The following is a 23,697-nucleotide window of genomic DNA, read 5'->3' as shown; positions in this document are numbered from 1 at the left end:
AGACGCCATGGCCGCCACCCCGGAAAACCCCACCCCCGCCACGCCGCGCCGCAAGGTGAGCCGTCACCGTGGCGAGGGTCAGTGGGCCGTGGGGCACTTCACCCCGCTGAACGGCAATGAGCAGTTCAAGAAGGACGACGACGGTCTCAATGTGCGGACACGCATTGAGACGATCTATTCCAAGCGCGGTTTCGACTCCATCGACCCGAACGACCTCCGGGGCCGGATGCGCTGGTGGGGTCTCTACACCCAGCGCAAGGAGGGCCTCGACGGCACCAAGACCGGTGTCCTGGAGCCGGAGGAGCTGGACGCCGAGTACTTCATGCTGCGCGTGCGCATCGACGGCGGCCGGCTGACGACCGAGCAGCTGCGCGTCATCGGCGAGATCTCGCAGGAGTTCGCCCGCGGCACCGCCGACATCACGGACCGGCAGAACGTCCAGTACCACTGGATCCGGATCGAGGACGTCCCCGAGATCTGGAACCGCCTGGAGGCCGTCGGCCTGTCCACCACCGAGGCCTGCGGCGACACCCCGCGCGTCATCCTCGGCTCGCCGGTCGCCGGCATCGCCGAGGACGAGATCATCGACGGCACCCCCGCCATCGAGGAGATCCAGCGCCGGATCGTCGGCAACAAGGACTTCTCCAACCTGCCCCGCAAGTTCAAGTCCGCGGTCTCCGGCTCGCCGCTGCTCGACGTGGCGCACGAGATCAACGACATCGCCTTCGTGGGCGTGGAGCACCCGGAGCACGGCCCCGGCTTCGACCTCTGGGTCGGCGGCGGCCTGTCCACCAACCCCAAGCTGGGCGTGCGGCTCGGCGCCTGGGTCTCCCTGGAGGACGTCCCCGACGTCTACGAGGGCGTCATCTCGATCTTCCGCGACTACGGCTACCGCCGGCTGCGCAACCGCGCCCGGCTGAAGTTCCTCGTCGCCGACTGGGGCGCGGAGAAGTTCCGCCAGGTCCTGGAGGACGAGTACCTGAAGCGCAAGCTCACCGACGGCCCCGCGCCCGAGCAGCCCGCCGGCCGCTGGCGCGACCACGTGGGCGTCCACAAGCAGAAGGACGGCCGCTACTACGTGGGCTTCGCCCCGCGCGTCGGCCGGGTCGACGGCGCCACCCTGACGAAGATCGCCGAGGTCGCGGAGGCGCACGGCTCCGGCCGGGTGCGCACCACCGCCGAGCAGAAGATGCTGATCCTCGACGTCGAGCAGGCGCAGGTCGACTCGCTGGTCTCCGCCCTGGAGGCGCTGGACCTGCGGGTCACCCCCTCGCCGTTCCGCCGCGGCACGATGGCCTGCACCGGCATCGAGTTCTGCAAGCTGGCGATCGTCGAGACCAAGGGCCGCGGCTCCACGCTGATCGACGAGCTGGAGCGCCGGCTCCCCGAGTTCGACGAGCCGCTCACCATCAACATCAACGGCTGCCCGAACGCCTGCGCCCGTATCCAGGTGGCGGACATCGGTCTCAAGGGCCAGCTGGTCCTGGACGACGACGGCAATCGCGTCGAGGGCTACCAGGTCCACCTGGGCGGCGCCCTCGGCCTGGAGGCCGGGTTCGGCCGCAAGGTCAGGGGCCTGAAGGTCACCTCCGCCGAACTGCCCGACTACGTCGAGCGGGTCCTCAAGCGCTACCAGGCGGAGCGCGAGGACGGCGAGCGCTTCGCCACCTGGGCGGCGCGCGCGTCGGAGGAGGCACTTTCGTGAGCGTGGCGAGCGAAACGAGGGGTGGCGCATGAGCGAGCGGGCCGCGCCGTTCCACTGCCCGTACTGCGGCGACGAGGACCTGCGTCCGGGCGAGCAGGGCCACGGCGCGTGGGAATGCCGGGCGTGCAGTCGAGCCTTCCAGCTGAAGTTCCTGGGGCTCCTCGCCCCGGGCGCTTCGAGCAACTCCACCGGAGGGGAAGAGATATGACGATCACTCAGGACGCGACCGCGGCCGACCTGAAGGCACTCGCCGAGCAGGCCGGCCGCGAACTGGAGGACGCCTCCGCGCTGGAGATCCTCCAGTGGGCGGCGGCCACCTTCGGCCCCCGCTTCTGCGTCACCTCGTCCATGGAGGACGCGGTGGTCGCCCACCTCGCCTCCCGGGCCATGCCCGGCGTGGACGTGGTCTTCCTGGACACCGGCTACCACTTCCCGGAGACCATCGGCACCCGGGACGCGGTGGACGCGGTGATGGACGTCAACGTCATCACCCTGACCCCGCGTCAGACGGTCGAGGAGCAGGACGCCGAGTACGGGCCGAGGCTGCACGACCGCGACCCGGACCTGTGCTGCGCGCTGCGCAAGGTCAAGCCGCTGGAGGAGGGCCTGGCCGGGTACGCCGCGTGGGCGACCGGTCTGCGCCGCGACGAGTCCCCGACCCGGGCGAACACCCCGGTCGTCGGCTGGGACGAGAAGCGGCAGAAGGTCAAGATCTCCCCGATCGCCCGCTGGACGCAGGACGACGTGGACGCGTACGTCGCCGAGCACGGCGTGCTCACCAACCCGCTGCTGATGGACGGTTACGCCTCCGTCGGCTGCGCGCCCTGCACCCGCCGGACCCTGGAGGGCGAGGACGCCCGCGCCGGGCGCTGGGCGGGGCGGGCCAAGACCGAGTGCGGACTGCACGGATGACGGACACTCAGGATGTTCAGGAGAAGCACGTGACGGGTGCCACCATCTGGCTCACCGGTCTGCCGAGCGCCGGCAAGACGACCATCGCGTACGAGCTGGCCGGCCGGCTGCGCGGCGAGGGCCACCGGGTCGAGGTGCTCGACGGCGACGAGATCCGCGAGTTCCTCTCCGCGGGCCTCGGCTTCGGCCGCGAGGACCGGCACACCAACGTCCAGCGGATCGGCTTCGTCGCCGAACTGCTGGCGTCGAACGGCGTGAAGGTCCTCGTCCCGGTCATCGCCCCGTACGAGGACAGCCGCGAGGCGGTCCGCAAGCGGCACGCGGCCGAGGGCACGCCGTACGTCGAGGTGCACGTCGCCACTCCGGTGGAGGTGTGCTCCGTCCGCGACGTGAAGGGGCTGTACGCCAAGCAGGCCGCGGGCGAGCTCAGCGGGCTGACCGGCGTCGACGACCCGTACGACGAGCCGAAGAACCCCGATCTGCGGATCGAGTCCCAGAACCAGACCGTGCAGGAGTCCGCGGCCGCGCTTCATGCGCTGCTCACCGAGAGGGGTCTGCTGTGAGCGACGCACGCGCGGCCACCGGCCCGCAGACGAGCACGAAAGCCGCACCGGTGCGCCGCGCGGGCGGAGAAGCGAACGAAAGGGTTGCAGCATGACGACCGTCGCTCATGTCCACGAGGCGACCGACAGCCCGTTCGCGCTGTCGCACCTGGACTCCCTGGAGTCCGAGGCCGTCCACATCTTCCGTGAGGTGGCGGGCGAGTTCGAGCGGCCGGTGATCCTGTTCTCCGGCGGCAAGGACTCCATCGTCATGCTGCACCTGGCGCTGAAGGCGTTCGCCCCCGCGCCGATCCCCTTCACGCTGCTGCACGTCGACACCGGGCACAACTTCCCCGAGGTCATCGAGTACCGCGACCGCACGGTCGAGCGCCACGGGGTGCGGCTGCACGTCGCCTCCGTGCAGGAGTACATCGACGCCGGCAAGCTCCGCGAGCGCCCCGACGGCACCCGCAACCCGCTGCAGACCGTGCCGCTCACCGAGGCGATCCAGCAGCACCGCTTCGACGCCGTGTTCGGCGGCGGCCGCCGCGACGAGGAGAAGGCACGCGCCAAGGAGCGGGTGTTCAGCCTCCGCGACGAGTTCTCCCAGTGGGACCCGCGCCGCCAGCGCCCCGAGCTATGGCAGCTGTACAACGGCCGGCACGCCCCCGGCGAGCACGTCCGCGTGTTCCCGCTGTCCAACTGGACCGAGCTGGACGTCTGGCAGTACATCCAGCGCGAGGGCATCGAGCTGCCGGAGATCTACTTCGCGCACGAGCGCGAGGTGTTCGCCCGCAACGGCATGTGGCTCACCGCCGGCGAGTGGGGCGGCCCGAAGGAGACCGAGACGGTCGAGACGCGGCTGATCCGCTACCGCACCGTCGGCGACATGTCCTGCACCGGCGCGGTGGACTCCGACGCCACCACGCTCGACGCCGTGATCGCCGAGATCGCCGCCTCCCGCCTGACCGAGCGGGGCGCGACCCGCGCCGACGACAAGCTGTCCGAGGCCGCGATGGAAGACCGCAAGCGCGAAGGGTACTTCTAATGAGCACGTCCACCCAGCAGCCGGCCGCCGAGCTGGCCGCCACCACCCTGCTGCGCTTCGCCACCGCGGGCTCCGTCGACGACGGCAAGTCCACCCTCGTGGGCCGTCTCCTGCACGACTCCAAGTCGGTGCTCGCCGACCAGCTGGAGGCCGTGGAGCACGCCTCCCGCTCCCGCGGACAGGAGGCCCCCGACCTGGCGCTGCTCACCGACGGCCTGCGGGCCGAGCGCGAGCAGGGCATCACCATCGACGTGGCGTACCGCTACTTCGCCACCCCGCGCCGCCGGTTCATCCTGGCCGACACGCCGGGGCACGTGCAGTACACCCGCAACATGGTCACCGGCGCCTCGACGGCCGAGCTGGCCGTGGTCCTGGTCGACGCCCGCAACGGCGTCGTCGAGCAGACCCGCCGGCACGCCGCCGTGGCCGCGCTGCTGCGCGTCCCGCACGTCGTCCTCGCGGTGAACAAGATGGACCTGGTCGACTACGCGGAGCCCGTCTTCGCGAGGATCGCCGAGGAGTTCACCACGTACGCCACCGAGCTCGGCGTCCCGGAGATCACCGCGATCCCGATCTCCGCGCTGGCCGGCGACAACGTGGTGGAGCCCTCCGCCAACATGGACTGGTACGGCGGCCCGACCGTCCTGGAGCACCTGGAGACCGTGCCGGTCAGCCACGACCTGACGGCCTGCCACGCGCGCTTCCCCGTCCAGTACGTGATCCGCCCGCAGACCGCCGAGCACCCCGACTACCGCGGCTACGCGGGCCAGATCGCGGCCGGCGCGTTCCGGGTCGGCGAGGAGATCACCGTCCTGCCCTCCGGCAAGCGGTCCACCATCACCGCGATCGACGCGCTCGGCGAGCCGGTCGACATCGCCTGGGCCCCGCAGTCGGTGACCATCCGCCTCGCGGACGACATCGACATCTCCCGCGGCGACCTGCTCGCCCCGGCCGACGACGCCCCGGCGACCAGCCAGGACGTCACGGCCACCGTCTGCCACGTGGCGGACCAGCCGCTGACCGTCGGCCAGCGGGTGCTGCTCAAGCACACCACCCGCACCGTCAAGGCGATCGTCAAGGAGATCCCGTCCCGGCTCACCCTGGACGACCTCTCCCAGCACCCGGACCCGGGCCGGCTCGTCGCCAACGACATCGGCCAGGTCAAGGTCCGCACCGCGGAGCCGCTCGCCCTCGACGCGTACGCGGACTCCCGCCGCACCGGCTCCTTCCTGCTGATCGACCCCGCCGACGGCACCACCCTCGCGGCCGGCATGGCCGGCGAGTCCTTCGCCTCCACCGCGCGGGCGAGGACCGTCGAGGACGAGGACGGCTGGGACTTCTGATGACGACCGACGTCTACGGGACCTTCGCCAAGGAGGGCGGCCGGGTCGGCTCCGGCGCCCTCGGCGCGGGCCGGGGAGGTGTCGCGCGATGTGCGTGCTGACGCCGCCGCGCGCCGTACCCGGCGCGCGCCCGCTCCACCCGCTGCACCCCGCACGACATCGACGAAGACTTCTCAGACCCTGAACAGAGGGGACCGCCACCCGTGTCTGCTTCCCGTACCACTCTGCGCCGCTCGCTCGCAGCCGCCGCGGCCCTGCCGCTGCTGATCGGCGCACTGGCCTCCTGCGGCTACGGCTCCCAGGCCAAGTCCGACGAGAAGAAGGTGGCCGCCGAGGGCGAGAAGCTCTCCGCCGACGCCGTACGACTCGGGTACTTCCCCAACCTGACGCACGCCACCGCCCTGGTCGGCGACCAGGAGGGCATCCTCCAGAAGGAGCTGGGCGGCACCGAGCTGAAGGTCTCCACCTTCAACGCCGGCCCCTCCGAGATCGAGGCGCTGAACGCCGGCTCCCTCGACATCGGCTTCATCGGCCCCTCCCCCGCCATCAACGGCTACACCAAGTCCAAGGGCAAGAACCTGCGCATCGTCGCGGGTTCGGCGTCCGGCGGGGTGAAGCTCGTGGTGAACCCGGCGAAGATCAAGACCCTGGACGACGTCAAGGGCAAGCGGATCGCCACCCCGCAGCACGGCAACACCCAGGACGTGGCCTTCCTCAACTGGATCTCGGAGCGCGGCTGGAAGGTCGACGCCGACAGCGGCAAGGGCGACGTCTCGGTGCTCCGCACCGACAACAAGGTGACCCCGGACGCCTACGCGTCGGGTTCCATCGACGGCGCGTGGGTGCCGGAGCCGACCGCGTCCAAGCTGGTGAGCGAGGGCGCGAAGGTGCTGCTCGACGAGACCGACCTGTGGCCGGACAAGAAGTTCGTGATCACGAACGTGATCGTGTCGCAGAAGTTCCTGAAGGAGCACCCGGACGTCGTCGAGGCGGTGCTGCGCGGCTCGGTGAAGACCAACGCCTGGATCGCCGCCAACCCGGAGAAGGCCAAGACCTCGGCGAACACGAAGCTGAAGGCGCTCACCGGCAAGCCGCTCGGCGACCAGGTGATCGACAGCGCCTGGCCGTCGATCCGGTTCACCGACGACCCGCTGGCCGCCACGCTGCAGGCGCAGGCCGGCCACGCGGTGAAGGCCGGTCTCCTGGAGAAGCCCGATCTCCAGGGCATCTACGACGTGACGCTGATCAACAAGGTCCTCAAGGCCGCCGGCCGGCCCGAAGTATCCGACGCCGGTCTCGGCGCCGAGTAACCCGCCCCGCAGCCCCGTTCCCCAGGAGGTGACCCATGGCCACGACCACGACGCTCGTCAAGGCCGAGGACCGCGCCGAGACGGCCGGCCACGCCGCGCGGATCTCGCACGTCTCGAAGTCCTTCGGCGGACCCGCCGGCGGACAGCTCGTCCTCGACGACATCTCGCTCGACGTCGCCCCGGGCGAGTTCGTCACCCTCCTGGGGGCCTCGGGCTGCGGCAAGTCCACCCTGCTCAACCTGGTCGCCGGGCTCGACCGGCCGTCCGCGGGGTCCATCGAGACCCCGGGCGGCCGGCCGGCCCTGATGTTCCAGGAGCACGCCCTGTTCCCCTGGCTCACCGCGGGCAAGAACATCGAGCTCGCGCTGAAACTGCGCGGCGTCCCCAAGGCGGAGCGCCGCCCCGAGGCCGAGCGCCTCCTCGAACTGGTCCGGCTCGGCGGCTCGTACGGCAAGCGGGTCCACGAGCTGTCCGGCGGCATGCGGCAGCGCGTCGCCCTGGCGCGGTCGCTGGCGCAGGCGAGCGACCTGCTGCTGATGGACGAGCCGTTCGCTGCACTCGACGCCATCACCCGGGACGTGCTGCACGACGAGCTGACCCGGATCTGGCGGGAGACGAACCTGTCGGTCCTGTTCGTCACCCACAACGTGCGCGAGGCCGTGCGGCTGGCCGAGCGCGTGGTGCTGCTGTCGTCCCGGCCGGGCCGGATCGCCCGCGAGTGGACGATCGACATCCCGCAGCCGCGCCGTATCGAGGACGCCGCCGTGGCGGAACTGTCCGTCGAGATCACCGAAGAACTGCGTGGGGAGATCCGCCGTCATGGCCAGCACTGAGACCACCGCCGTCAAGGGCGACGACCTCGCGGGCCTGGAGGCCGGGCTCGACGCGCTGGACAGCGTGCAGATCCGCCGCACGCCGGTGCGCGAGGTGCTGCTGAAGAAGGTCCTGCCGCCGGTGCTGGCCGTCGTGCTGGTGCTCGCCGTGTGGCAGCTGCTCGTCGTCGCGGAGGTCGCCGACGAGGGCAAGCTGCCGTCCCCCGGCGCGGTCTGGGACAGCCTGGCCACCATGTGGCTGGAGGGCACCCTGTTCGGCGTGCTGTGGACCAGCGTGTCGCGGGCCCTGCTCGGCTTCCTGCTGGCGCTGGCCATCGGCACCCCGCTGGGTCTGCTGGTGGCCCGGGTCGGCGCGGTGCGGGCGGCGATCGGGCCGATCCTGTCCGGTCTGCAGTCCCTGCCGTCGGTCGCCTGGGTGGCCCCGGCGGTGCTGTGGCTCGGCCTGAACGACTCGATGATGTACGCGGTGATCCTGCTCGGCGCGGTCCCGTCGATCGCCAACGGCCTGGTGGCCGGCGTGGACCAGGTCCCGCCGCTGTTCCTGCGGGCCGGGCGGACACTCGGCGCGACCGGGCTCAAGGGCGCCTGGCACATCGTCATGCCGGCGGCGCTGCCCGGTTATCTGGCGGGCCTGAAGCAGGGCTGGGCGTTCTCCTGGCGCTCGCTGATGGCCGCGGAGATCATCGCCTCCTCGCCGGACCTGGGCCTCGGCCTCGGCCAGCTCCTGGAGAACGGCCGGAACAACTTCGACATGCCGGGGATCTTCCTGGCGATCATCCTGATCCTGCTGGTCGGCGTCGCCATCGACCTGCTGATCTTCAGCCCGCTGGAGCGCACGGTGCTGCGCCGCCGCGGCCTGCTGGTGAAGAGCTGAGCCCATGAACGCGCCGTCCCTTCTCGTCATCGCCCACGGCAGTCGCGATCCGCGGCACGCCGCGACCGTGCACGCGCTGGTGCGCGAGGCGTCGGCGCGGCGGCCGGGGCTGCGGGTGGAGACGGCGTTCCTGGACTTCAACCTGCCGTCGGTGACGGGGACGCTCGACCGGCTCGCGGCCGAGGGGGTGCGGGACGTGGTGGCGCTGCCGTTGCTGCTGACCCGCGCCTTCCACGCGAAGGCCGACATCCCGGCGGTGCTCCGGGAGGCCCCGGCCTCCCTGCGCGTCCGGCAGGCCGAGGTGCTCGGCCCCTCCCCGCTGCTGCTCGCGGCGGTGGAGCGACGGCTCTACGAGGCGGGCCTCAGGCCCGCGGACAAGCGCTCGACCGGGGTCGTCCTGGCCTCGGCGGGCTCCACCGACCCGGAGGCGATCGCAGCGATCGCAGAAACGGCGCGGGAGCTGCGGCGCACCGGTTGGTGCTCCGTGCGGCCTGCGTTCGCCTCCGCATCCCTTCCGCGCACCGAGGACGCCGTCCGCGCGCTGCGCGCCGACGGCGTCCGCCGGGTCGCGGTCGCCCCGTACGTGCTGGCGCCCGGCCGGCTGCCGGACCGCATCGCGGCGGGTGCCCGGGAGGGCGGGGCGGACGTGCTCGCGGACGTCCTCGGCCCGGCGCCGGAGCTGGCCCGGCTGCTGATCGAGCGGTACGACGGGGCGCGGGCCGAGGAGCGCGTGGCCGCCTGAGGCCGTGCGGCCGGAATGTCGGGGCGCCGGGACCTCGTGGTTCAGCTGAAGTCGAGGCCGCCGGTGCGGGTGCGCTTCAGCTCGAACAGGTCGGGGTGTCCGGCCAGCACGCGGAAGCTGTCGAAGAGTTCGGCGGCCTTCTCGCCGCGCGGGATCGCGCGGAGCACCGGCCCGAACCAGACCGTGCCGTCCACGTGGATCGTCGGGGTGCCGACGTAACCGCCCGCCTCGGGGTCCTTGCCGGCCTCGTGGCTGACGCGCACGGCCGCGTCGTGTGCGGGGTCGTGGGCCGCGGCGGCCAGTTCGGCGGGCAGGCCGAGCTCGGCGAGGGACTCGGCGACGACCTGGTCGAAGTCCTCGATCTTCTTCTCGTGGATCCGGACCCCGTACGCGGTGTAGAGGTCGCGCAGCACCTGCGGGCCGTGCCGGTCGGCGGCCGCGGCGGCGACCCGGACCGGGCCGATCGACTTGTCGACGAGCGTGCGGTACCAGTCGGGGAGCTCGTTGCCCTCGTTGTGGAAGTACAGGCTCATCACGTGGAAGCGCAGTTCGATGTCGCGCTGCCGCTCGACCTCCAGCATCCAGCGGGAGGCGATCCAGGCGAACGGGCAGGCGGGGTCGAACCAGAAGTCGACGACGGGCGCGGCGGCGGGTGCGGTCTCGGTGGTCATGGCAGCGAGCGTAGTCAGCATGTGGCCTGTGTCAGCGGGCCAATCCGCACTCCGTCAACTGGGCCACCTGCCGCCGTTCCTCTCGCTCAGTCCCGGGTCATCTCGACGAGCCTGACGACCGTGTTCCAGTTGCGGGTGGTGGCCACGACGCCCTTGGTGCGGGACGGCCGGCTCAGCGCCTCGGCCAGCTTGGAGCGGCCCAGGCCCTCGGGTGCGTAGAGGTAGAGCGCCCGGTCCCCGAGCCGGAACTCCTCGGGCAGGTAGGCCGCCGGGTCGAGGTCGGCGAAGGCCCCGGGCGCGACGGGCGCGGAGTAGTAGGTGACGTGCAGCTGCTTGCCCTGGAGTTCGGCGGCGGGGAACGGGCAGGCGTCGACGACGGCGGCGAGGTAGCCGGCGTCGCGGACGAGGCAGTCGACGGGGAAGCCGAAGTGCTCCTCGACGGCCTGTTCCAGCTCGCGGGTGAGCTGTTCCTCGCCGGCGCCGGAGTCGGTGGTGAAGACCGCGTTGCCGCTCTGCAGGTAGGTGCGGACGCGGGTGTGTCCGAGTCCTTCGAGCAGGGAACGCAGGTCGGCCATGGGCACCTTGCGGTGACCGCTCACGTTGATCCCGCGCAGCAGGGCGGCGTAGGTCGTCGGCATGGGCCCACGATAAGCGGTCGCCGTGCCCCGTGGGGGAGGGCACGGCGACCGCGGGTCAGTGCCGCGTCGTCACTACTCGACGATCTTCAGCAGCTTGTTGGCCGTGCCCTGGGACGGGTTGGTGATCTTCCCGTCGTTGGCGCCGTCGACCAGGGCCTTGGCGACCTGGTCGGGGGTGGCGTCCGGGTGTCCGGCGAGGTAGACCGCGGCCGCGCCGACGACGTGCGGCGTGGCCATGGAGGTGCCGGAGATCGTCTTGGTGCCGGTGTCGCTGTCGTTCCAGGCGGAGGTGATGTCCGAGCCCGGGGCGTAGATGTCCACGACGGAGCCGAAGTTGGAGAAGTCCGACTGCGCGTCGTCCTTGGTCGAGGAGGCGACGGTGATGGCCTCCTGGACGCGGGACGGCGAGCCCTGGCCGGCGTCGGAGGACTCGTTGCCGGCCGCGACGCCGAAGGTGACGCCGGCGGCGATGGCCTTCTTGACCGCCTCGTCGAGGGCCTCGTCGGCGCCGCCGCCGAGGCTCATGTTGGCGACGGACGGGCCCTGGTGGTTCTGGGTGACCCAGTCGATGCCGGCGACGACCTGCTCGGTGGTGCCGGAGCCGTTGTCGTCGAGGACGCGGACCGCGACGATCTTCGCCTTCTTGGCGACGCCGTGCGCGGTGCCGGCGATGGTGCCGGCCACGTGGGTGCCGTGGCCGTTGCCGTCGTCGGCGCTGTCGTCGTTGTCCACGGCGTCGAAGCCGTGCGTGGCCCGGCCGCCGAAGTCCTCGTGGCTGATGCGGACGCCGGTGTCGATGACGTACGCGGTGACGCCCTCACCGGCCTTGTCCGGGTAGGTGTACTTCTGGTCGCCGGCGGTCTCGGCCTGGTCGACCCGGTCCAGACCCCAGGACGGCGGGTTGTCCTGCGTCTCGTTGATCGAGAACTTCTTGTTCTGGACGACCTTGGCGACGGCCGGGTCGGCGGCGAGGCGCTTGGCCTCGGTCTCCGAAAGTCCGCTGGCCGAGAAGCCGTTGATCGCGGAGTTGTAGCTGCGGCGCAGCTTGCCGCCGTACTCGGCGGCGAGCTTCTTCTTGTCGGCCTTCTCGTCGAGCAGGACGACGAAGCTGCCGTCGACGGCGCCTTCGGCGTTGAGCCCGTACACCTTGCCTTCGGCAGGGGCGGCGCCGGCGAACGGCATGGTCATCGCGGTGATTCCGGCAGCGACGGCCGCGGCGGTGATTCCGGCGGTGAGCGTCAGCTTGCGGGCACGCTTGTGAGTTGCCATGAAGAGGGGTCTCCTCGAGAGCATGTGTGGGGGGTTGGGCCGCCGGCAGGAAAATCTCCGGCGACTGCCAAAAGACCCTTGCCCAATGACGCGCTCAGATCAAGACCTTCATACAGCTGTGATTTACTCAACAAGCTTTCGTAATAACAAGTCGGACGTACCTCTCAACTCACCTGTCTGCTACCGCTGGTAGCGGTCCAGGACCCGATTTCCGTCCTTCACAAGCCTTTTACGCAGCTCCCTCATATCGATCGCACCGCTGTAGTACTCCTGGAATGCGGGCGTCGCGACTTTGTCCTTCCACTCGGGATATCCGCGTACGGATTGCGCGGGCGCGGACCGCAGATGCGCGGCCACGGCGGCTCCGGTCGCCCAGCCGTCCTTCGCGGTGTGCAGGGAGGGGTCGGCGAGCGCGGCGGTGCCCGTCGGCAGCATCCAGTCGCCGCGGGCGAGCCGGACCATGTTGCGCGGCTGCAGCAGGAAGTCGAGGAAACGGGCGGCCTGTTGCTTGTGGGGGCTGTCCTCGGCGATGGACAGCGTCTGCGGGCTGACGCCCTGGGCGAGCCCTTCGGGTCCGGCGGGGGCGGGGAGCACCATCCAGTCGAAGCCCTCGGGGGCCTGCTGGACGATCTGCTGCCGGTACGAGAAGCCCAGCGGGACCATGGCGTACTTGCCGGCGAAGAAGCCGGGCAGGGTGTCGGAGCCGCCGCTGCCCAGAGTCGAACGGGAGGCGCTGCGATCGGTGTTGACCTGGTAGTGCACGGTGGCGGGCATCACCGCGTCAGCCTCGGTGAAGCGGATCGTGACCTTGCCGTCGGCGCCGCGGTGGAAGAGCCTGCCGCCGGCGGACAGGCCGAGGTTGAGGCTGACCGAGACGGGCTCCTTCAGCGGCCAGGCGATCGCCTGTCCCCCCTCCCCCATGCGCGCGGTCAGCTCCTTGGTGACCTGTCTGAACTCGGGCCAGGTCCAGGGGCGTTCGGGGGTGGGGATGCGGACGCCGGAGGACTCCAGGACCTTCCGGTTGGCCATGATCACGCGCGGTTCCTGGAGGAACGGCACGCCGTAGACGCCCTCGCCGAAGGTGGTGGTCTCCCAGCTGCGGGCCGGGATGTCGGCGCGCAGCCGGGCGGGCAGCAGCCCGCGCAGGTCGGCCAGGTAGCCGCCGTAGGCGAAGTCGGCCAGGTCGTCGGAGGCGTCGTGGATGACGTCGGGGGCCTCGCCGCCCTCGAAGGCGGTCAGCAGCTGGTCGTGCACGCTGTCCCAGCTGCCCTGCACGTACTCGACCCGGACATCGGGGTGGGCGGCGTTCCACTCCGCCACGAGCTGCTTGTTGGCGTCGACGGACTCCTTCTGCCAGGCCAGGGACTGGAAGCGGATCCGGACGGGGCCGCCGTCGCGGGCGCCGTCGTCGCGGTCCGCGGTGCAGCCGGCGAGCAGCAGGGCGAGTGCGGCGGCGACGGCGGCGAGCCGCGGGAGCCGGGGGCGGCGCATCAGGACTTCACCGCCCCGGCCAGCATGCCGCCGGTGATCCGCTTCTGGATGATCGCGAAGATCACCAGGGAGGGCAGGGTGGCGAGGAAGGCCGCGGCGGCGAGCGGCCCGAGGTCGGCGACGCCCTCCGCGCCGAGGAAGTGGGTGAGGACGACCGGCAAGGTCTGCTTCTCCGGGGTCTTGAGCAGGACGAGCGCGAAGAAGAACTCGTTCCATGCGGTGATGAAGGCGAAGAGCGCGGTGGCGACGATGCCGGGGGCGAGCAGCGGCGCGGTGACCGAGACGAGCGTCCGCAGCCGGCCGGCGCCGTCGACCGCGGCGGCCTCCTCCAGTTCGGCCGGGACGGCCCGTACGTAGCCGATCAGCATCCACAGGGCGAAGGGCAGCGCCCAGACCACGTAGACCAGGACGAGTCCGCCCAGGGTGTTGATCAGGTGCAGGTTCTTCAGGACGAGGAAGAGCGGGATGATCACCAGGACGAACGGGAAGGCCTGGCTGACCACCACCCAGCCGGTGGCGGCGGTCCCGAGTCTGCTCCGCCGGCGCGCGATCACCCAGGCCAGGGGGGTGGCGACGAGGACGGCGATCAGCGCGGCGGCGAGCGCGGCGAGCAGGCTGTTCCCGGCGGCCCGCAGCAGCGGCTGCTCGCCGAAGGCCTGCCGGAAGTTGTCGAGGGTGGGGTCCTCGGGGATCCAGGCGGGGTGCAGCGAGCCCAGTTCGCGGGCGGGCTTGAAGGCGGTGGAGACCAGCCAGAGGAACGGGAAGGCGAGGAAGACCAGGTACGCGAGCAGGGCGAGGTACTGGCCCGTGCGCGCGGCTCTGCCGGTACGGAACGCGCTCACCGCTCCTCGCCTCCCCTGAGCCGGCCGACCAGGTGCAGGGCGAGGAGCACGGAGATCACCGCGACCATCACACAGCCCATGGCGGCGGCGTAGCCGAACTGCCCGTACCGGAACGCCTCTTCGTAGGCGAAGAGCATCGGCAGCCGGGTGCGGCCGCCGGGTCCGCCGTTGGTGAGCACGTAGACCAGGGCGAAGGAGTTGAAGTTCCAGATGAAGTTGAGCGCGGTGATGGCCAGGGCGACCGGCCGGAGCGCGGGCCAGGTGACGGTGCGGAAGCGGCGCCAGGCGCCGGCCCCGTCGAGGGCGGCGGCCTCGTGGAGTTCGCGCGGGGTGTTCTGCAGGCCGGCGAGCAGGGTCACGGTGGTCTGCGGCATGCCGGCCCAGACGCCGACGAGGATCACGGCGGGCAGGGCGGTGGCGAGCCCGGTGAGCCAGTCGCGGCCGTCGCCGAGGCCGAGGTCGCGGATCGTCTCGTTGAGGATGCCGGCGTCGGGGTTGTAGACCAGCCGCCACATGATGCCCACGACGACCTCGGGCATGGCCCAGGGGACGATGGCCAGCGCCCGGGCCAGCCAGCGCAGGCGCAGCCTCTCGTCGAGCAGCAGGGCCAGGCCCAGGGCGAGCAGGAACTGAGGGACGGTGACGCCGACGGCCCAGAGCAGGCCGATGCGGAAGGACTCCCAGAAGAGGGTGTCGTGCAGCAGGTCCCGGAAGTTGAGCAGCCCCACCCATTGGGTGGCCTGGGTGCGGCCGGACTGGGCGTCGGTGAAGGCGAGGGCGAGCCCGTAGAGCAGGGGGCCGACGCTGAGCAGCAGGATCGGGAGGAGTGCGGGCAGCACGAGGAACCAGGCGCCGTGGTCGCGGCGTCTTCGGTCCGGTCTTCGCCCGGCGGCCGGCTCCGTGGCACCGGACCGCTTCGTCGCGGTCACTGAACTCACTGTTCGACCCCTTTTGTGGTCTTCTGTGATCTCGCTTCCGCCTCCGTCATCGTCCTGACGGTCCGTCGGTTCGTCAAGGCGGTCCGCGTCGGTGCGAGACTTTGTCGCGATTCGCACCTGAGCTGGGGAGACATCGATGGACGAGGCGCGGGCCCGGGAGATCCTGGCCGCGGCGGGACTGCCGACGGCCGGGGCCGCACTGCTGGCGCTGGGCGAGAACGCCGTGTTCGCCACGGGCGGTCTGGTGGTCAAGGTCGGCCGTGACGCTGAGCTGCTGGAGCGGGCCGAGCGGGAACTGGCGCTGGCCGCCTGGCTGGCGGAGGCGGGCGTGCCGGCGGTGCGCCCGGCCGAGCCGAAGGCCCGGCTGGTGGAGGGCTGCCCGGTGACGGTCTGGCACCGGCTGCCGGACGCGGTCCGCCCGGCCGAGCCGCGCGACCTGGCGCCGCTGCTGCGGCAGGTGCACGCGCTGCCCGAGCCGGAGGGCCTCGCCCTGCCGCGGCGCGAGCTGCTGGGCGGGGTCGAGCGCTGGCTGCGGCTGGCCGGGAACGCCATCGACCCGGCGGACGCGGCCTTCCTGCGGGAGCGCCGGGACGCCTTCGCCCCGGCGGCCGCCGCGCTCGTCCCGCGGCTGACGCCGGGACCGATCCACGGCGACGCGCTCCCCCGCAACGTGCACGTCGGCCCGGACGGGCCGGTCCTGGTCGACCTGGAGACCTTCTCCTCGGACCTGCGCGAGCACGACCTGGTGGTCCTGGCGCTCTCCCGGGACCGGTACGGGCTCGACCCGGCGGCGTACGAGGCGTTCACCGAGGCGTACGGCTGGGACGTGCGGGAGTGGGAGGGCTGCGCGGTGCTGCGCGGGGCGCGGGAGACCGCGAGCTGTGCCTGGGTGGCCCAGCACGCGCCGACGAACCCGAAGGCGCTGGCCGAGTTCGAGCGGCGGGTGGCCTCGCTGCGGGACGGCGACCCCGAGGTGCGCTGGTACCCGTTCTGACATGATGGCCGGGACCGGAAATCCCTTGTCAGGACGGGGCGTTGCGATGCGTGTGGAACTTTCCGAAGTGACCCTGGACGTGGCGGTGAGCGGTGAGGGCCCGGCCGTGCTGCTGCTCCACGGCTTCCCCGACTCGCACGAGCTGTGGCGGCACCAGATCCCCGCGCTGAACGCGGCCGGGTACCGGACCGTCGCCCCCACCCTGCGCGGCTTCGGCGACTCGTCGCGGCCGGAGGGCGGGCCGGAGGCGTACCACCCGGCCAAGCACGTGGGCGATCTGCTGGAGCTGCTGGCCCGGCTGGAGACCGACCGGTTCCATCTGGTCGGCCACGACTGGGGTTCGGGCATCGCGCAGGCGCTGGCGCACGTCGCGCCGGACCGGGTGGCCTCCCTGAGCATCCTGTCGGTGGGGCACTGGGCGTCGATCCAGGAGGCGGGCTGGGAGCAGCGGCAGCTGTCCTGGTACATGCTGCTGTTCCAGTTCGCCGGCGTGGCCGAGGACTGGATGACCCGGGACGACCACGCCAACCTGCGCGAGATGCTGGGCGAGCACCCGGACGCGGAGAAGATCCTGCGGGCGCTGAAGGAGCCGGGGGCGCTGACCGCCGCGCTGAACATCTACCGGGCGGCCCTGCCGCCGGAGCAGATGTTCGCCCCGGTGCGCGAGTCCGCCCCGCTGCCCGGCCCGGTGATGGGCGTGTGGAGCACGGGCGACCGCTTCCTCACCGAGCGGTCGATGACCGGCACCGCGAAGCACGTGGACGGCTCCTGGCGCTACGAGCGGATCGAGGACGCGGGCCACTGGCTCCAGCTGGACGCCCCGGAGCGGCTGAACGCCCTGCTCCTGGACTTCCTCGCGGAGAACCCGCTCGGCTGACCGAAGCCGGCTCAGTTCACGGCGGGGACGAGCTCCCGCAGCGGCCACGACGGGTCGACGACCGCCTCCGGGTCTCCCTTCCTGCGCAGGAAGGCCTGGAAGTCCTCGGCCCGTTCGCGGTACCAGGAGATCTGCCGCTCGTGCAGCTCGGCGGGGGCGAGCGCGGCCACCGACGGGTGCCGCTCGGCTATCGCCACCGCGACCCGGACCGCCGCGAGGGCGTCCGCGGCCGCCTGGTGCGCCGCTTCGAGGACCACGCCGTACTCGGCGCACACGGCCTCCAGGGTCCGCTTGCCGCGCCGGTACCGGTCCACGGAGCGGTCGATGGTGTACGGGTCGACGACCGGGCCTATCGCCCCGCCGAGCCGGTCACCCAGCGACGGCAGTCCGTGCCGGCGCAGCTCGGCCTCCAGCAGGGTCAGGTCGAAGGAGGCGTTGTACGCGACGACCGGGACGCCCCGGTTCCAGTAGCCGGTCAGGAGCTCCGCGAGCTCCTCGGCCACCTCGCGCGCGGGCCGCCCCTCCGCGGCCGCGCGCTCGCTGGTGATGCCGTGGATGGCGGAGGCCTGCTCCGGGATGCGGATGCCCGGGTCGGCGAGCCAGTCGCGCTGGTGCACCACCCGCCCGTTCTCGACGCCGACGACGGAGGCCGTCACGATCCGCGCCTCCCGCGGATCGGTTCCGGTCGTCTCCAGGTCGAAGCCGACCAGCAATTCCCCATGCCAGGCCATCGGGTCCTCCTTACGTGTTCTCCCCCGTGGTGAATTCACCCTCGCACGCGCCACTGACAACGCCCCCGGAGCCACCGCTCCGACCGGGGACAGAAACGGACAAACAGTCAGGAAACCGGACGGGAATCGAGCCAGACCGACTCGAACTCCTCCCGGTAGGTGGTGAAGAGTCCGTGTTCTCCCGCACCGCCCGCGCGCCCCTCCCGCACCACGTTCCGCCCCCCGCCGCGGAGCACGAACACCGGCGCCTCCATGCCCCGCGCCCGGCGCAGGTACGACTGGACGACCGCGATCCCGTCCGGCCCGTCCCCGTCCACCAGATAGGCCGTGAACCGCGGGGTCTCGTCGAAGACGTGGATCTGGAAGGCGCCCGGATCGCGCAGCATGGAGCGCACCCGTCGCATGTGCAGGATGTTCATCTCCACCGAGCGGCTCAGCTCGCCCTTCTTCAGCCCCAGTTCCCGCTCGCGCCGCTTGACCGCGCTGCTCGCCGGGTTGAGGAACAGCAGCCGTATCCGGCAGCCGGACTCGGCCAGCCGCACCAGCCGCCGCCCCGAGTAGTTCTGCACCAGCAGGTTCAGGCCTATGCCCGTGGCGTCGAGCCGGCGCGCCCCGCCGAACAGGTCCTCGGCGGGCAGCTGCCGCTGCAGCCGCACCCGGTCCGGGTGCACCTGGACCACGTCCGCGTACCGGTCGCCCACCAGGTCCTCGACCGCGTCGACCGGCAGCCGGTCGGCCGACGGCACGTCCGCGCCGGTGCCCAGGATCTCCAGGAGCCGGGCGGAGGCCCGCTCCGACTGGGCGAGCACGGTCAGCGACAGGGCCCGGTTGCGGGAGACCACGTTGCGGGCGACCTCCAGCTCGTCGAGGGCCATCTCCACCTCGCGCCGGTCGTCGAAGTACGGCTCGAAGCAGGGCCAGTGCTGCACCATCAGCTCCCGCAGCTGCGGCAGCGTCAGGAAGCTGAGCACGTTGTCGTCCGCCGGGTCGAGCAGATACCCCTTGCGGCGGGACACCTCGCGCACCGCGACCGCCCGCTGCACCCACTCCTGCCCGGCCGGCCCGGCCGCGGCCACCACCCAGTCGTCGCCGTGCACCGGCTCGTACACCGGGCGCAGCACGGCCGCGACCACGGCCCGCAGCCGCTGCTCGACGAGATTCAGCCAGATGTACGCGCGGCCGGCCCGCTGGGCGCGGGTGCGCACCTCGCTCCACGCCTCCGGGCCCCAGTCGAGTTCCGCCCCGATCTCCATCGGACGCACCAGCGGGACCGCGCCCGGCGGCACGATGACGGTGTCCGGGTCGACCGGGTTCACGGGGTCCCCCTCGTGACCCGCGTCACCTGGGGGAAGCTCCAGACCTCCCGAGCTCACCCACGCACCGCCTTCTGCTCCTGGACGCCCGTTTCCAACGATCAAGGAAGGTTACTCCGGGAGGAGGAGGCGGTGCAGCCGGATCGCCAGGCTCGCGGCTCAACTACCCAGTCGCGGAGCCCCGTTCTGGTCGGCGAGATCTGCCGGAGTGAGCGGATTCATAGCGGTTACGTCCCTGGGCGCGAGCTGGAAACCCTGCCAGTGGACCGGCATCGGCTGCTGGTCCTCGTCCCGGGCGACATGGTGGAACCCGATGTTGACCCAGACCGCCGGATCGGTCAGCGTCTCGCCGTTCACCCACTTGTCGACGCTGTCGGGCGCGCCCTGCCCGCAGTTCAGGATGTTGTTGCTGGCGAACTGCTCGCACGGCTTGGTCTGCGTGACGTACACGTCGTGCCGGGTGAATCCGCGGCCGGCGTGCTTGGCCGAGGGCCCGGGCACCAGCTCGTACGAGCGCGGGTGGCCGTCCTTGTTCTTGCCGTTGGCGCTCACCACCCGCCACCAGCGCATCGTCCTCGCGTCCCCGGCCAGCTCCTTGGTGACCGGGGTGCGGGTGGTCTTCACGGTGGGCTGCCCGTCGCCGCGCGGCGGGGTGACGGTGGAGTCGAACTGCTCGATCCGGTCCCTGACGCTGCCGTCGAGGCCGAAGTCCAGCCGCCAGAACACGTTGTGGGCGTGGCTGGTGGCGTACGAGCGGGCGCCCGGGCCGATGGGCCAGCCGCGGCCGTCGGTGGCGTTGTAGTCGCCGGGCGAGAGGCTGCCGGTGGCGCCGACGTTGGCGGAGATCGTGCCGTCGGAGGAGAACCGCCACTCGGTGATGTACTCGTACCAGGCCACCTTGTTGACGGTGTAGACGAGCAGGTCCTTGCCCTGGGACTGCCAGACCTTGGTGCCCTCGTCGTTGGCCATCCGGTAGGCGTGGCCGCGGGCCCGGGTGGTGGTGCACAGGCCGTTGACGTTCCCCGCGTCGGGGATCTTCACGGGGGTGAGGGTGCCGCCGGGGCACTCGGCGGGGCGCAGGTTCTGCAGCCCCCAGCCGAAGCCCGCGCCGGTGAGGTCGTCGTACTCGGCGTTGCCGTCGTCGTACGGGACGTGGATCTGCGCGAGCTTGGCGCTGTTCAGGACGCGGATCGGGGCGGCGGCGCCCTTGGGCTGGTAGGTGATCTTGTTCAGGACCAGCCCGTGGTCGGTGTCGTAGCGCCAGCACATGCGCCAGGTGGTGCCGCCGTCGAGCTTCTGCTCGATGCGGTACGCGGTGGAGCAGTCGGGCCGGGCGGGCGGTGCGGGCGCGGCCGGGGCGGCGACGGCGGTGGCCGGGCCCGCGGCGGCGGCGGTCGTGCCGAGCAGGGCGGCGGCGGCCAGGACGGCGCCGTGCCGGCGGGCGCGGCGGAGTCGGGACACGAGCATGACGGAGGTACTCCCTCGTACGAAAGGCGGCGGACGGGGGCGGCGGTGGTCAGCCGACGCGGGTGACGGTCCGGGCGCTGAGGTCGACGATCAGGTTCCGGGTGTCGATCCAGGAACCGTTGCGGATCTTGGTGACGAGCCGGACACAGCGGTGCTCGCCGCACTTCTTCAGCGCCGCGGGCACGTTCGTCTCGCGGTAGGTGCGGTACGCGTCGCCGTTGAACCAGAGCTGGTCGGGCGAGGTCAGGGCCTTGCCGGTGGCGTCCCGGTAGTCCTCCTTCACGCCCTTGCCGAGCGGGCTCGCGAGGATCAGCTCCAGGGCCTCGCGCAGTTCGCGCGGGTGCGCGGAGGGCTGCACGCCGCGCAGCGCCTGGGAGGCCTCGACCTTGCCGGTGTCGAGGTTCACCGTGCGGGTGACCAGTTCGTTCCGGCCGTAGTCGTAGTACCGGACCAGGGCCCGGCGCGGCGGCGCGGGCCCGTCCGCCTCCGCGGCCGGCGGCTCGGCGAGCACGGTGGCCAGGTGCTGCGGTCCGCGGCCCCCGTCGACGTTCCGGTACGCGGCCCGGTCCGGCGGGGTCAGCGCCAGCGCCTCGGCGCGCCGGAGCTCGTCGTCGGTGAGCGGGTCGGCGCCCACGCCCCTCGTCCCGGCGGGCGGCACGCTCGCCACGGTCGCCGGCGGGGGCGCGTCCTGCGCGCCCCGCTCCCCCGGCGCCGCGGCGGCCCCGCCGGCGCGGCCGCCCGCGGCCTCGTCGGCGCCCGCCGGGCCCGGCAGGGTGATGGCGACCATCACCGCGGTCCCCGTCACGGCCAGCGCCGCGCCCGCCACCACCTTCCCCAGATGGCGGCGTACTTTTTCGTACACGTTTCCCCCTCTGTCCCCCTATGGAGCGTTGGTCACCCGGTAGGACGGGTCGAAGTCCTAGGAGGTTGCGCGTCTTTCCGGCAGGATCTGGCCGAAAGGCCCAACACCCGGATCAGAAGTGGAAGAGTCGTATCTATGCAGGTCTGGCCGGGACAGGCGTACCCCCTGGGCGCCACCTACGACGGCGCCGGCACGAATTTCGCGGTCTTCTCCGAGGCCGCCGCGCGGATCGAGCTGTGCCTGATCCACGACGACGGCTCGGAGACCGCGGTCGAGCTGCGCGAGACGGACGCGTTCGTCCGGCATGCCTATCTGCCCGGGGTCATGCCCGGTCAGCGCTACGGCTTCCGGGTGCACGGCCCGTACGCGCCGGAGCGGGGGCTGCGCTGCAACTCCGCGAAGCTGCTGCTCGACCCGTACGCGCGGGCGGTCTCCGGCGCGATCGACTGGGGCGAGGCGGTGTACGGCTACCACTTCGGGCGGCCGGACTCCCGCAACGACCTCGACTCCGCGCCGCACACCATGACCTCGGTGGTGGTGAACCCGTACTTCGACTGGGGCGACGACCGCCGGCCCCGGACGGACTACCACCGCACGGTCATCTACGAGGCCCATGTGAAGGGCCTGACGATGCTCCACCCGGACCTCCCGGAGGAGCTGCGCGGCACCTACGCGGGGCTCGCGCACCCCGCCGTCATCGGCCACCTCCAGGAACTGGGCGTCACCGCCCTGGAGCTGATGCCGGTGCACCAGTTCGTGAACGACCACCGGCTGGTCGACGCGGGCCTGTCGAACTACTGGGGCTACAACACCATCGGCTTCTTCGCCCCGCACAACGCGTACGCCTCCTGGGGCGACCGCGGCCAGCAGGTGCTGGAGTTCAAGTCGGCGGTGCGGGCGCTGCACCAGGCGGGCATCGAGGTCATCCTCGACGTGGTCTACAACCACACCGCCGAGGGCAACCACCTGGGCCCCACGCTCTCCTTCCGGGGCCTGGACAACCCCTCGTACTACCGGCTCGCCAACGACCCCCGGTACTACATGGACACCACCGGCACCGGGAACTCGCTGCTCATGCGCTCCCCGCACGTGCTCCAGCTGATCATGGACTCGCTGCGGTACTGGGTGACCGAGATGCACGTGGACGGCTTCCGCTTCGACCTGGCGGCCACCCTGGCCCGGCAGTTCCACGAGGTCGACCGGCTGTCGTCGTTCTTCGACCTCGTCCAACAGGACCCGGTGGTCTCCCAGGTGAAGCTGATCGCCGAGCCGTGGGACGTCGGCGAGGGCGGCTACCAGGTGGGCAACTTCCCGCCGCTGTGGACGGAGTGGAACGGCAAGTACCGGGACTGCGTGCGCGACCTGTGGCGCGGCGAGCCGCGGACGCTGGCCGAGTTCGCCTCCCGGCTCACCGGCTCCTCCGACCTGTACCAGGACGACGGCCGCCGGCCGCTCGCCTCGGTCAACTTCGTGACCTGCCACGACGGCTTCACACTGCGCGACCTCGTGTCGTACGACAACAAGCACAACGAGGCCAACGGCGAGGGCAACCGGGACGGCGAGAGCCACAACCGCTCCTGGAACTGCGGGGCCGAGGGCGAGACCGACGACATCGGGATCGTGGAGCTGCGGGCCCGGCAGATGCGGAACTTCATCGCCACGCTGATGCTCTCGCAGGGCGTGCCGATGCTCAGCCACGGCGACGAGTTCGGCCGCACGCAGGGCGGCAACAACAACGCGTACTGCCAGGACAACGAGGTCTCCTGGGTGCGCTGGCCCAAGGCCGGCGACGAGGAGCACGGCACGCTGCTCGAGTTCACCCGCGCGATGGTGCGGCTGCGCCGCGACCATCCGGTGTTCCGGCGGCGGCGCTTCTTCCACGGCCGGCCGGTGGAGGGCACCCACGACGAGCTCACCGACATCGCCTGGTTCACGCCCGAGGGCGAGGAGATGACGGCCCGGGACTGGCAGGCCGCCCACGCGCAGGCGCTGACGGTCTTCCTCAACGGCAACGCGATCTCGGAGCCCGGCCCGCAGGGCGAGCGGATCGCGGACGACTCCTTCCTGCTGATGTTCAACGCCTCGCAGCAGGAACTGGAATTCGCCGTGCCGGACGACCACGGGCGCAGCTGGCGGATGGTGGTGGACACCTCGCACCCGGAGGGGATGCCGCCGGAGGAGGGACCGCGGGTGTCGGCGGGCGAACGGGTGCCGCTGGCCCCGCTGAGCCTGGTGGTGCTGCGCCGGCCGGCGTAACGCACACGATCGGACGTATGACCGGATGACAAGAGGGGC

23 protein-coding genes are annotated in these 23,697 nt (G+C 71.7%); 13 read left to right on the top strand and 10 right to left on the bottom strand.

What is annotated here, in order from left to right:
- Window positions 1-7: 7 nt before the first annotated feature.
- From ACNJ93_RS25285 to ACNJ93_RS25240, 10 genes are all read left to right on the top strand, one after another.
- Window positions 8-1,705: a nitrite/sulfite reductase gene (locus ACNJ93_RS25285; protein ID WP_418959732.1), complete on the top strand. Its 1,698-nt coding sequence runs from the start codon at window positions 8-10 to the stop codon at window positions 1,703-1,705.
- A 28-nt stretch (window positions 1,706-1,733) separates the two neighbouring features.
- Window positions 1,734-1,913, top strand: coding sequence for a hypothetical protein (locus tag ACNJ93_RS25280; protein WP_418959731.1), 180 nt, complete (start codon window positions 1,734-1,736; stop codon window positions 1,911-1,913).
- Complete coding sequence (locus ACNJ93_RS25275; protein WP_418959730.1) at window positions 1,910-2,617, top strand: phosphoadenylyl-sulfate reductase; 708 nt, start codon at window positions 1,910-1,912, stop codon at window positions 2,615-2,617. The genes ACNJ93_RS25280 and ACNJ93_RS25275 overlap by 4 nt, the downstream gene beginning before the upstream one ends.
- Window positions 2,614-3,180, top strand: coding sequence for an adenylyl-sulfate kinase (cysC, locus tag ACNJ93_RS25270; protein ID WP_418959729.1), 567 nt, complete (start codon window positions 2,614-2,616; stop codon window positions 3,178-3,180). Before ACNJ93_RS25275 ends, cysC begins: the two co-directional genes overlap by 4 nt.
- 91 nt (window positions 3,181-3,271) lie before the next feature.
- Window positions 3,272-4,207 (top strand): sulfate adenylyltransferase subunit CysD, encoded by a 936-nt coding sequence (gene cysD / locus ACNJ93_RS25265; RefSeq protein WP_418959728.1) that lies wholly within the window; start codon window positions 3,272-3,274, stop codon window positions 4,205-4,207.
- On the top strand, window positions 4,207-5,550 hold the full coding sequence (locus ACNJ93_RS25260; protein ID WP_418959727.1) for a sulfate adenylyltransferase subunit 1: 1,344 nt from the start codon (window positions 4,207-4,209) through the stop codon (window positions 5,548-5,550). The genes cysD and ACNJ93_RS25260 overlap by 1 nt, the downstream gene beginning before the upstream one ends.
- A 203-nt stretch (window positions 5,551-5,753) precedes the next feature.
- The gene (locus ACNJ93_RS25255; RefSeq protein WP_418959726.1) at window positions 5,754-6,860 is read left to right on the top strand and encodes an aliphatic sulfonate ABC transporter substrate-binding protein; all 1,107 of its coding nucleotides are present in this window, start codon (window positions 5,754-5,756) and stop codon (window positions 6,858-6,860) included.
- Between the two features lie 35 nt (window positions 6,861-6,895).
- Window positions 6,896-7,693 (top strand): ABC transporter ATP-binding protein, encoded by a 798-nt coding sequence (locus ACNJ93_RS25250; protein ID WP_418959725.1) that lies wholly within the window; start codon window positions 6,896-6,898, stop codon window positions 7,691-7,693.
- Window positions 7,680-8,567, top strand: a complete 888-nt coding sequence (locus ACNJ93_RS25245) for an ABC transporter permease (protein WP_418959724.1) — start codon at window positions 7,680-7,682, stop codon at window positions 8,565-8,567. The genes ACNJ93_RS25250 and ACNJ93_RS25245 overlap by 14 nt, the downstream gene beginning before the upstream one ends.
- 4 nt (window positions 8,568-8,571) lie before the next feature.
- Window positions 8,572-9,309, top strand: a complete 738-nt coding sequence (locus tag ACNJ93_RS25240; protein WP_418959723.1) for a sirohydrochlorin chelatase — start codon at window positions 8,572-8,574, stop codon at window positions 9,307-9,309.
- 41 nt (window positions 9,310-9,350) lie between these two features.
- Here ACNJ93_RS25240 and ACNJ93_RS25235 read toward each other — a convergent pair whose 3' ends face one another.
- The 6 genes from ACNJ93_RS25235 to ACNJ93_RS25210 form a co-directional block, all read right to left on the bottom strand.
- Window positions 9,351-9,980, bottom strand: coding sequence for a DsbA family protein (locus ACNJ93_RS25235; RefSeq protein WP_418959722.1), 630 nt, complete (start codon window positions 9,978-9,980; stop codon window positions 9,351-9,353).
- 86 nt (window positions 9,981-10,066) lie between these two features.
- On the bottom strand, window positions 10,067-10,618 hold the full coding sequence (locus tag ACNJ93_RS25230) for a DUF1697 domain-containing protein (RefSeq protein WP_418959721.1): 552 nt from the start codon (window positions 10,616-10,618) through the stop codon (window positions 10,067-10,069).
- Between the two features lie 72 nt (window positions 10,619-10,690).
- Complete coding sequence (locus ACNJ93_RS25225; RefSeq protein WP_418959720.1) at window positions 10,691-11,887, bottom strand: S8 family peptidase; 1,197 nt, start codon at window positions 11,885-11,887, stop codon at window positions 10,691-10,693.
- A gap of 180 nt (window positions 11,888-12,067) precedes the next feature.
- On the bottom strand, window positions 12,068-13,378 hold the full coding sequence (locus ACNJ93_RS25220) for an ABC transporter substrate-binding protein (protein ID WP_418959719.1): 1,311 nt from the start codon (window positions 13,376-13,378) through the stop codon (window positions 12,068-12,070).
- Window positions 13,378-14,220 (bottom strand): carbohydrate ABC transporter permease, encoded by an 843-nt coding sequence (locus ACNJ93_RS25215; RefSeq protein ID WP_418959718.1) that lies wholly within the window; start codon window positions 14,218-14,220, stop codon window positions 13,378-13,380. The genes ACNJ93_RS25220 and ACNJ93_RS25215 overlap by 1 nt, the downstream gene beginning before the upstream one ends.
- A complete protein-coding gene (locus ACNJ93_RS25210) occupies window positions 14,217-15,158 on the bottom strand; it encodes a carbohydrate ABC transporter permease (RefSeq protein ID WP_418959717.1) in 942 nt (313 codons plus the stop codon). The genes ACNJ93_RS25215 and ACNJ93_RS25210 overlap by 4 nt, the downstream gene beginning before the upstream one ends.
- A gap of 136 nt (window positions 15,159-15,294) precedes the next feature.
- Between ACNJ93_RS25210 and ACNJ93_RS25205 the strand changes: the two genes are divergently transcribed.
- Both ACNJ93_RS25205 and ACNJ93_RS25200 read left to right on the top strand, forming a co-directional pair.
- A complete protein-coding gene (locus tag ACNJ93_RS25205) occupies window positions 15,295-16,152 on the top strand; it encodes a phosphotransferase (protein ID WP_418959716.1) in 858 nt (285 codons plus the stop codon).
- A gap of 46 nt (window positions 16,153-16,198) precedes the next feature.
- Window positions 16,199-17,029 carry an alpha/beta fold hydrolase gene (locus ACNJ93_RS25200; protein WP_418959715.1) on the top strand — a complete coding sequence of 277 codons (831 nt, stop codon included), beginning with the start codon at window positions 16,199-16,201 and terminating at the stop codon, window positions 17,027-17,029.
- Between the two features lie 11 nt (window positions 17,030-17,040).
- Here the strand turns inward: ACNJ93_RS25200 and ACNJ93_RS25195 are convergent, their stop codons facing one another.
- From ACNJ93_RS25195 to ACNJ93_RS25180, 4 genes are all read right to left on the bottom strand, one after another.
- Complete coding sequence (locus ACNJ93_RS25195) at window positions 17,041-17,760, bottom strand: 3'-5' exonuclease (protein WP_418959714.1); 720 nt, start codon at window positions 17,758-17,760, stop codon at window positions 17,041-17,043.
- Window positions 17,761-17,867: 107 nt separating this feature from the next.
- A complete protein-coding gene (locus tag ACNJ93_RS25190) occupies window positions 17,868-19,133 on the bottom strand; it encodes an SAV2148 family HEPN domain-containing protein (protein WP_418959713.1) in 1,266 nt (421 codons plus the stop codon).
- A gap of 99 nt (window positions 19,134-19,232) precedes the next feature.
- A complete protein-coding gene (locus tag ACNJ93_RS25185) occupies window positions 19,233-20,540 on the bottom strand; it encodes a copper amine oxidase (protein WP_418959712.1) in 1,308 nt (435 codons plus the stop codon).
- A 49-nt stretch (window positions 20,541-20,589) separates the two neighbouring features.
- Window positions 20,590-21,402: a Tat pathway signal sequence domain protein gene (locus ACNJ93_RS25180; protein ID WP_418959711.1), complete on the bottom strand. Its 813-nt coding sequence runs from the start codon at window positions 21,400-21,402 to the stop codon at window positions 20,590-20,592.
- 135 nt (window positions 21,403-21,537) lie between these two features.
- Here ACNJ93_RS25180 and glgX point away from each other — a divergent pair, with 135 nt between their 5' ends.
- The gene (gene glgX, locus ACNJ93_RS25175) at window positions 21,538-23,658 is read left to right on the top strand and encodes a glycogen debranching protein GlgX (RefSeq protein WP_418959710.1); all 2,121 of its coding nucleotides are present in this window, start codon (window positions 21,538-21,540) and stop codon (window positions 23,656-23,658) included.
- The last annotated feature ends 39 nt before the right edge of the window (window positions 23,659-23,697 follow it).

Source organism: Streptomyces tritici (assembly GCF_048500665.1).
In the GTDB taxonomy this organism is placed as follows: Bacteria; Actinomycetota; Actinomycetes; order Streptomycetales; family Streptomycetaceae; genus Streptomyces; species Streptomyces tritici.
Note: the sequence above shows the minus strand (reverse complement) of the source record. Positions and strands in the feature narration are given on the sequence as shown.

Bases quoted from the DNA above. Each gene is read 5' to 3' on its own strand.
- ACNJ93_RS25200 (WP_418959715.1), top strand. From the start codon at position 16,199: ATGCGTGTGGAACTTTCCGAAGTGACCCTGGACGTGGCGGTGAGCGGT.
- ACNJ93_RS25260 (WP_418959727.1), top strand. From the start codon at position 4,207: ATGAGCACGTCCACCCAGCAGCCGGCCGCCGAGCTGGCCGCCACCACC.
- ACNJ93_RS25205 (WP_418959716.1), top strand. From the start codon at position 15,295: ATGGACGAGGCGCGGGCCCGGGAGATCCTGGCCGCGGCGGGACTGCCG.
- ACNJ93_RS25225 (WP_418959720.1), bottom strand. From the start codon at position 11,887: ATGGCAACTCACAAGCGTGCCCGCAAGCTGACGCTCACCGCCGGAATC.
- ACNJ93_RS25245 (WP_418959724.1), top strand. From the start codon at position 7,680: ATGGCCAGCACTGAGACCACCGCCGTCAAGGGCGACGACCTCGCGGGC.
- ACNJ93_RS25235 (WP_418959722.1), bottom strand. From the start codon at position 9,980: ATGACCACCGAGACCGCACCCGCCGCCGCGCCCGTCGTCGACTTCTGG.
- ACNJ93_RS25220 (WP_418959719.1), bottom strand. From the start codon at position 13,378: ATGCGCCGCCCCCGGCTCCCGCGGCTCGCCGCCGTCGCCGCCGCACTC.
- cysD (WP_418959728.1), top strand. From the start codon at position 3,272: ATGACGACCGTCGCTCATGTCCACGAGGCGACCGACAGCCCGTTCGCG.
- ACNJ93_RS25230 (WP_418959721.1), bottom strand. From the start codon at position 10,618: ATGCCGACGACCTACGCCGCCCTGCTGCGCGGGATCAACGTGAGCGGT.
- ACNJ93_RS25250 (WP_418959725.1), top strand. From the start codon at position 6,896: ATGGCCACGACCACGACGCTCGTCAAGGCCGAGGACCGCGCCGAGACG.
- ACNJ93_RS25285 (WP_418959732.1), top strand. From the start codon at position 8: ATGGCCGCCACCCCGGAAAACCCCACCCCCGCCACGCCGCGCCGCAAG.
- ACNJ93_RS25240 (WP_418959723.1), top strand. From the start codon at position 8,572: ATGAACGCGCCGTCCCTTCTCGTCATCGCCCACGGCAGTCGCGATCCG.
- ACNJ93_RS25195 (WP_418959714.1), bottom strand. From the start codon at position 17,760: ATGGCCTGGCATGGGGAATTGCTGGTCGGCTTCGACCTGGAGACGACC.
- ACNJ93_RS25185 (WP_418959712.1), bottom strand. From the start codon at position 20,540: ATGCTCGTGTCCCGACTCCGCCGCGCCCGCCGGCACGGCGCCGTCCTG.
- cysC (WP_418959729.1), top strand. From the start codon at position 2,614: ATGACGGACACTCAGGATGTTCAGGAGAAGCACGTGACGGGTGCCACC.
- ACNJ93_RS25280 (WP_418959731.1), top strand. From the start codon at position 1,734: ATGAGCGAGCGGGCCGCGCCGTTCCACTGCCCGTACTGCGGCGACGAG.
- ACNJ93_RS25275 (WP_418959730.1), top strand. From the start codon at position 1,910: ATGACGATCACTCAGGACGCGACCGCGGCCGACCTGAAGGCACTCGCC.
- glgX (WP_418959710.1), top strand. From the start codon at position 21,538: ATGCAGGTCTGGCCGGGACAGGCGTACCCCCTGGGCGCCACCTACGAC.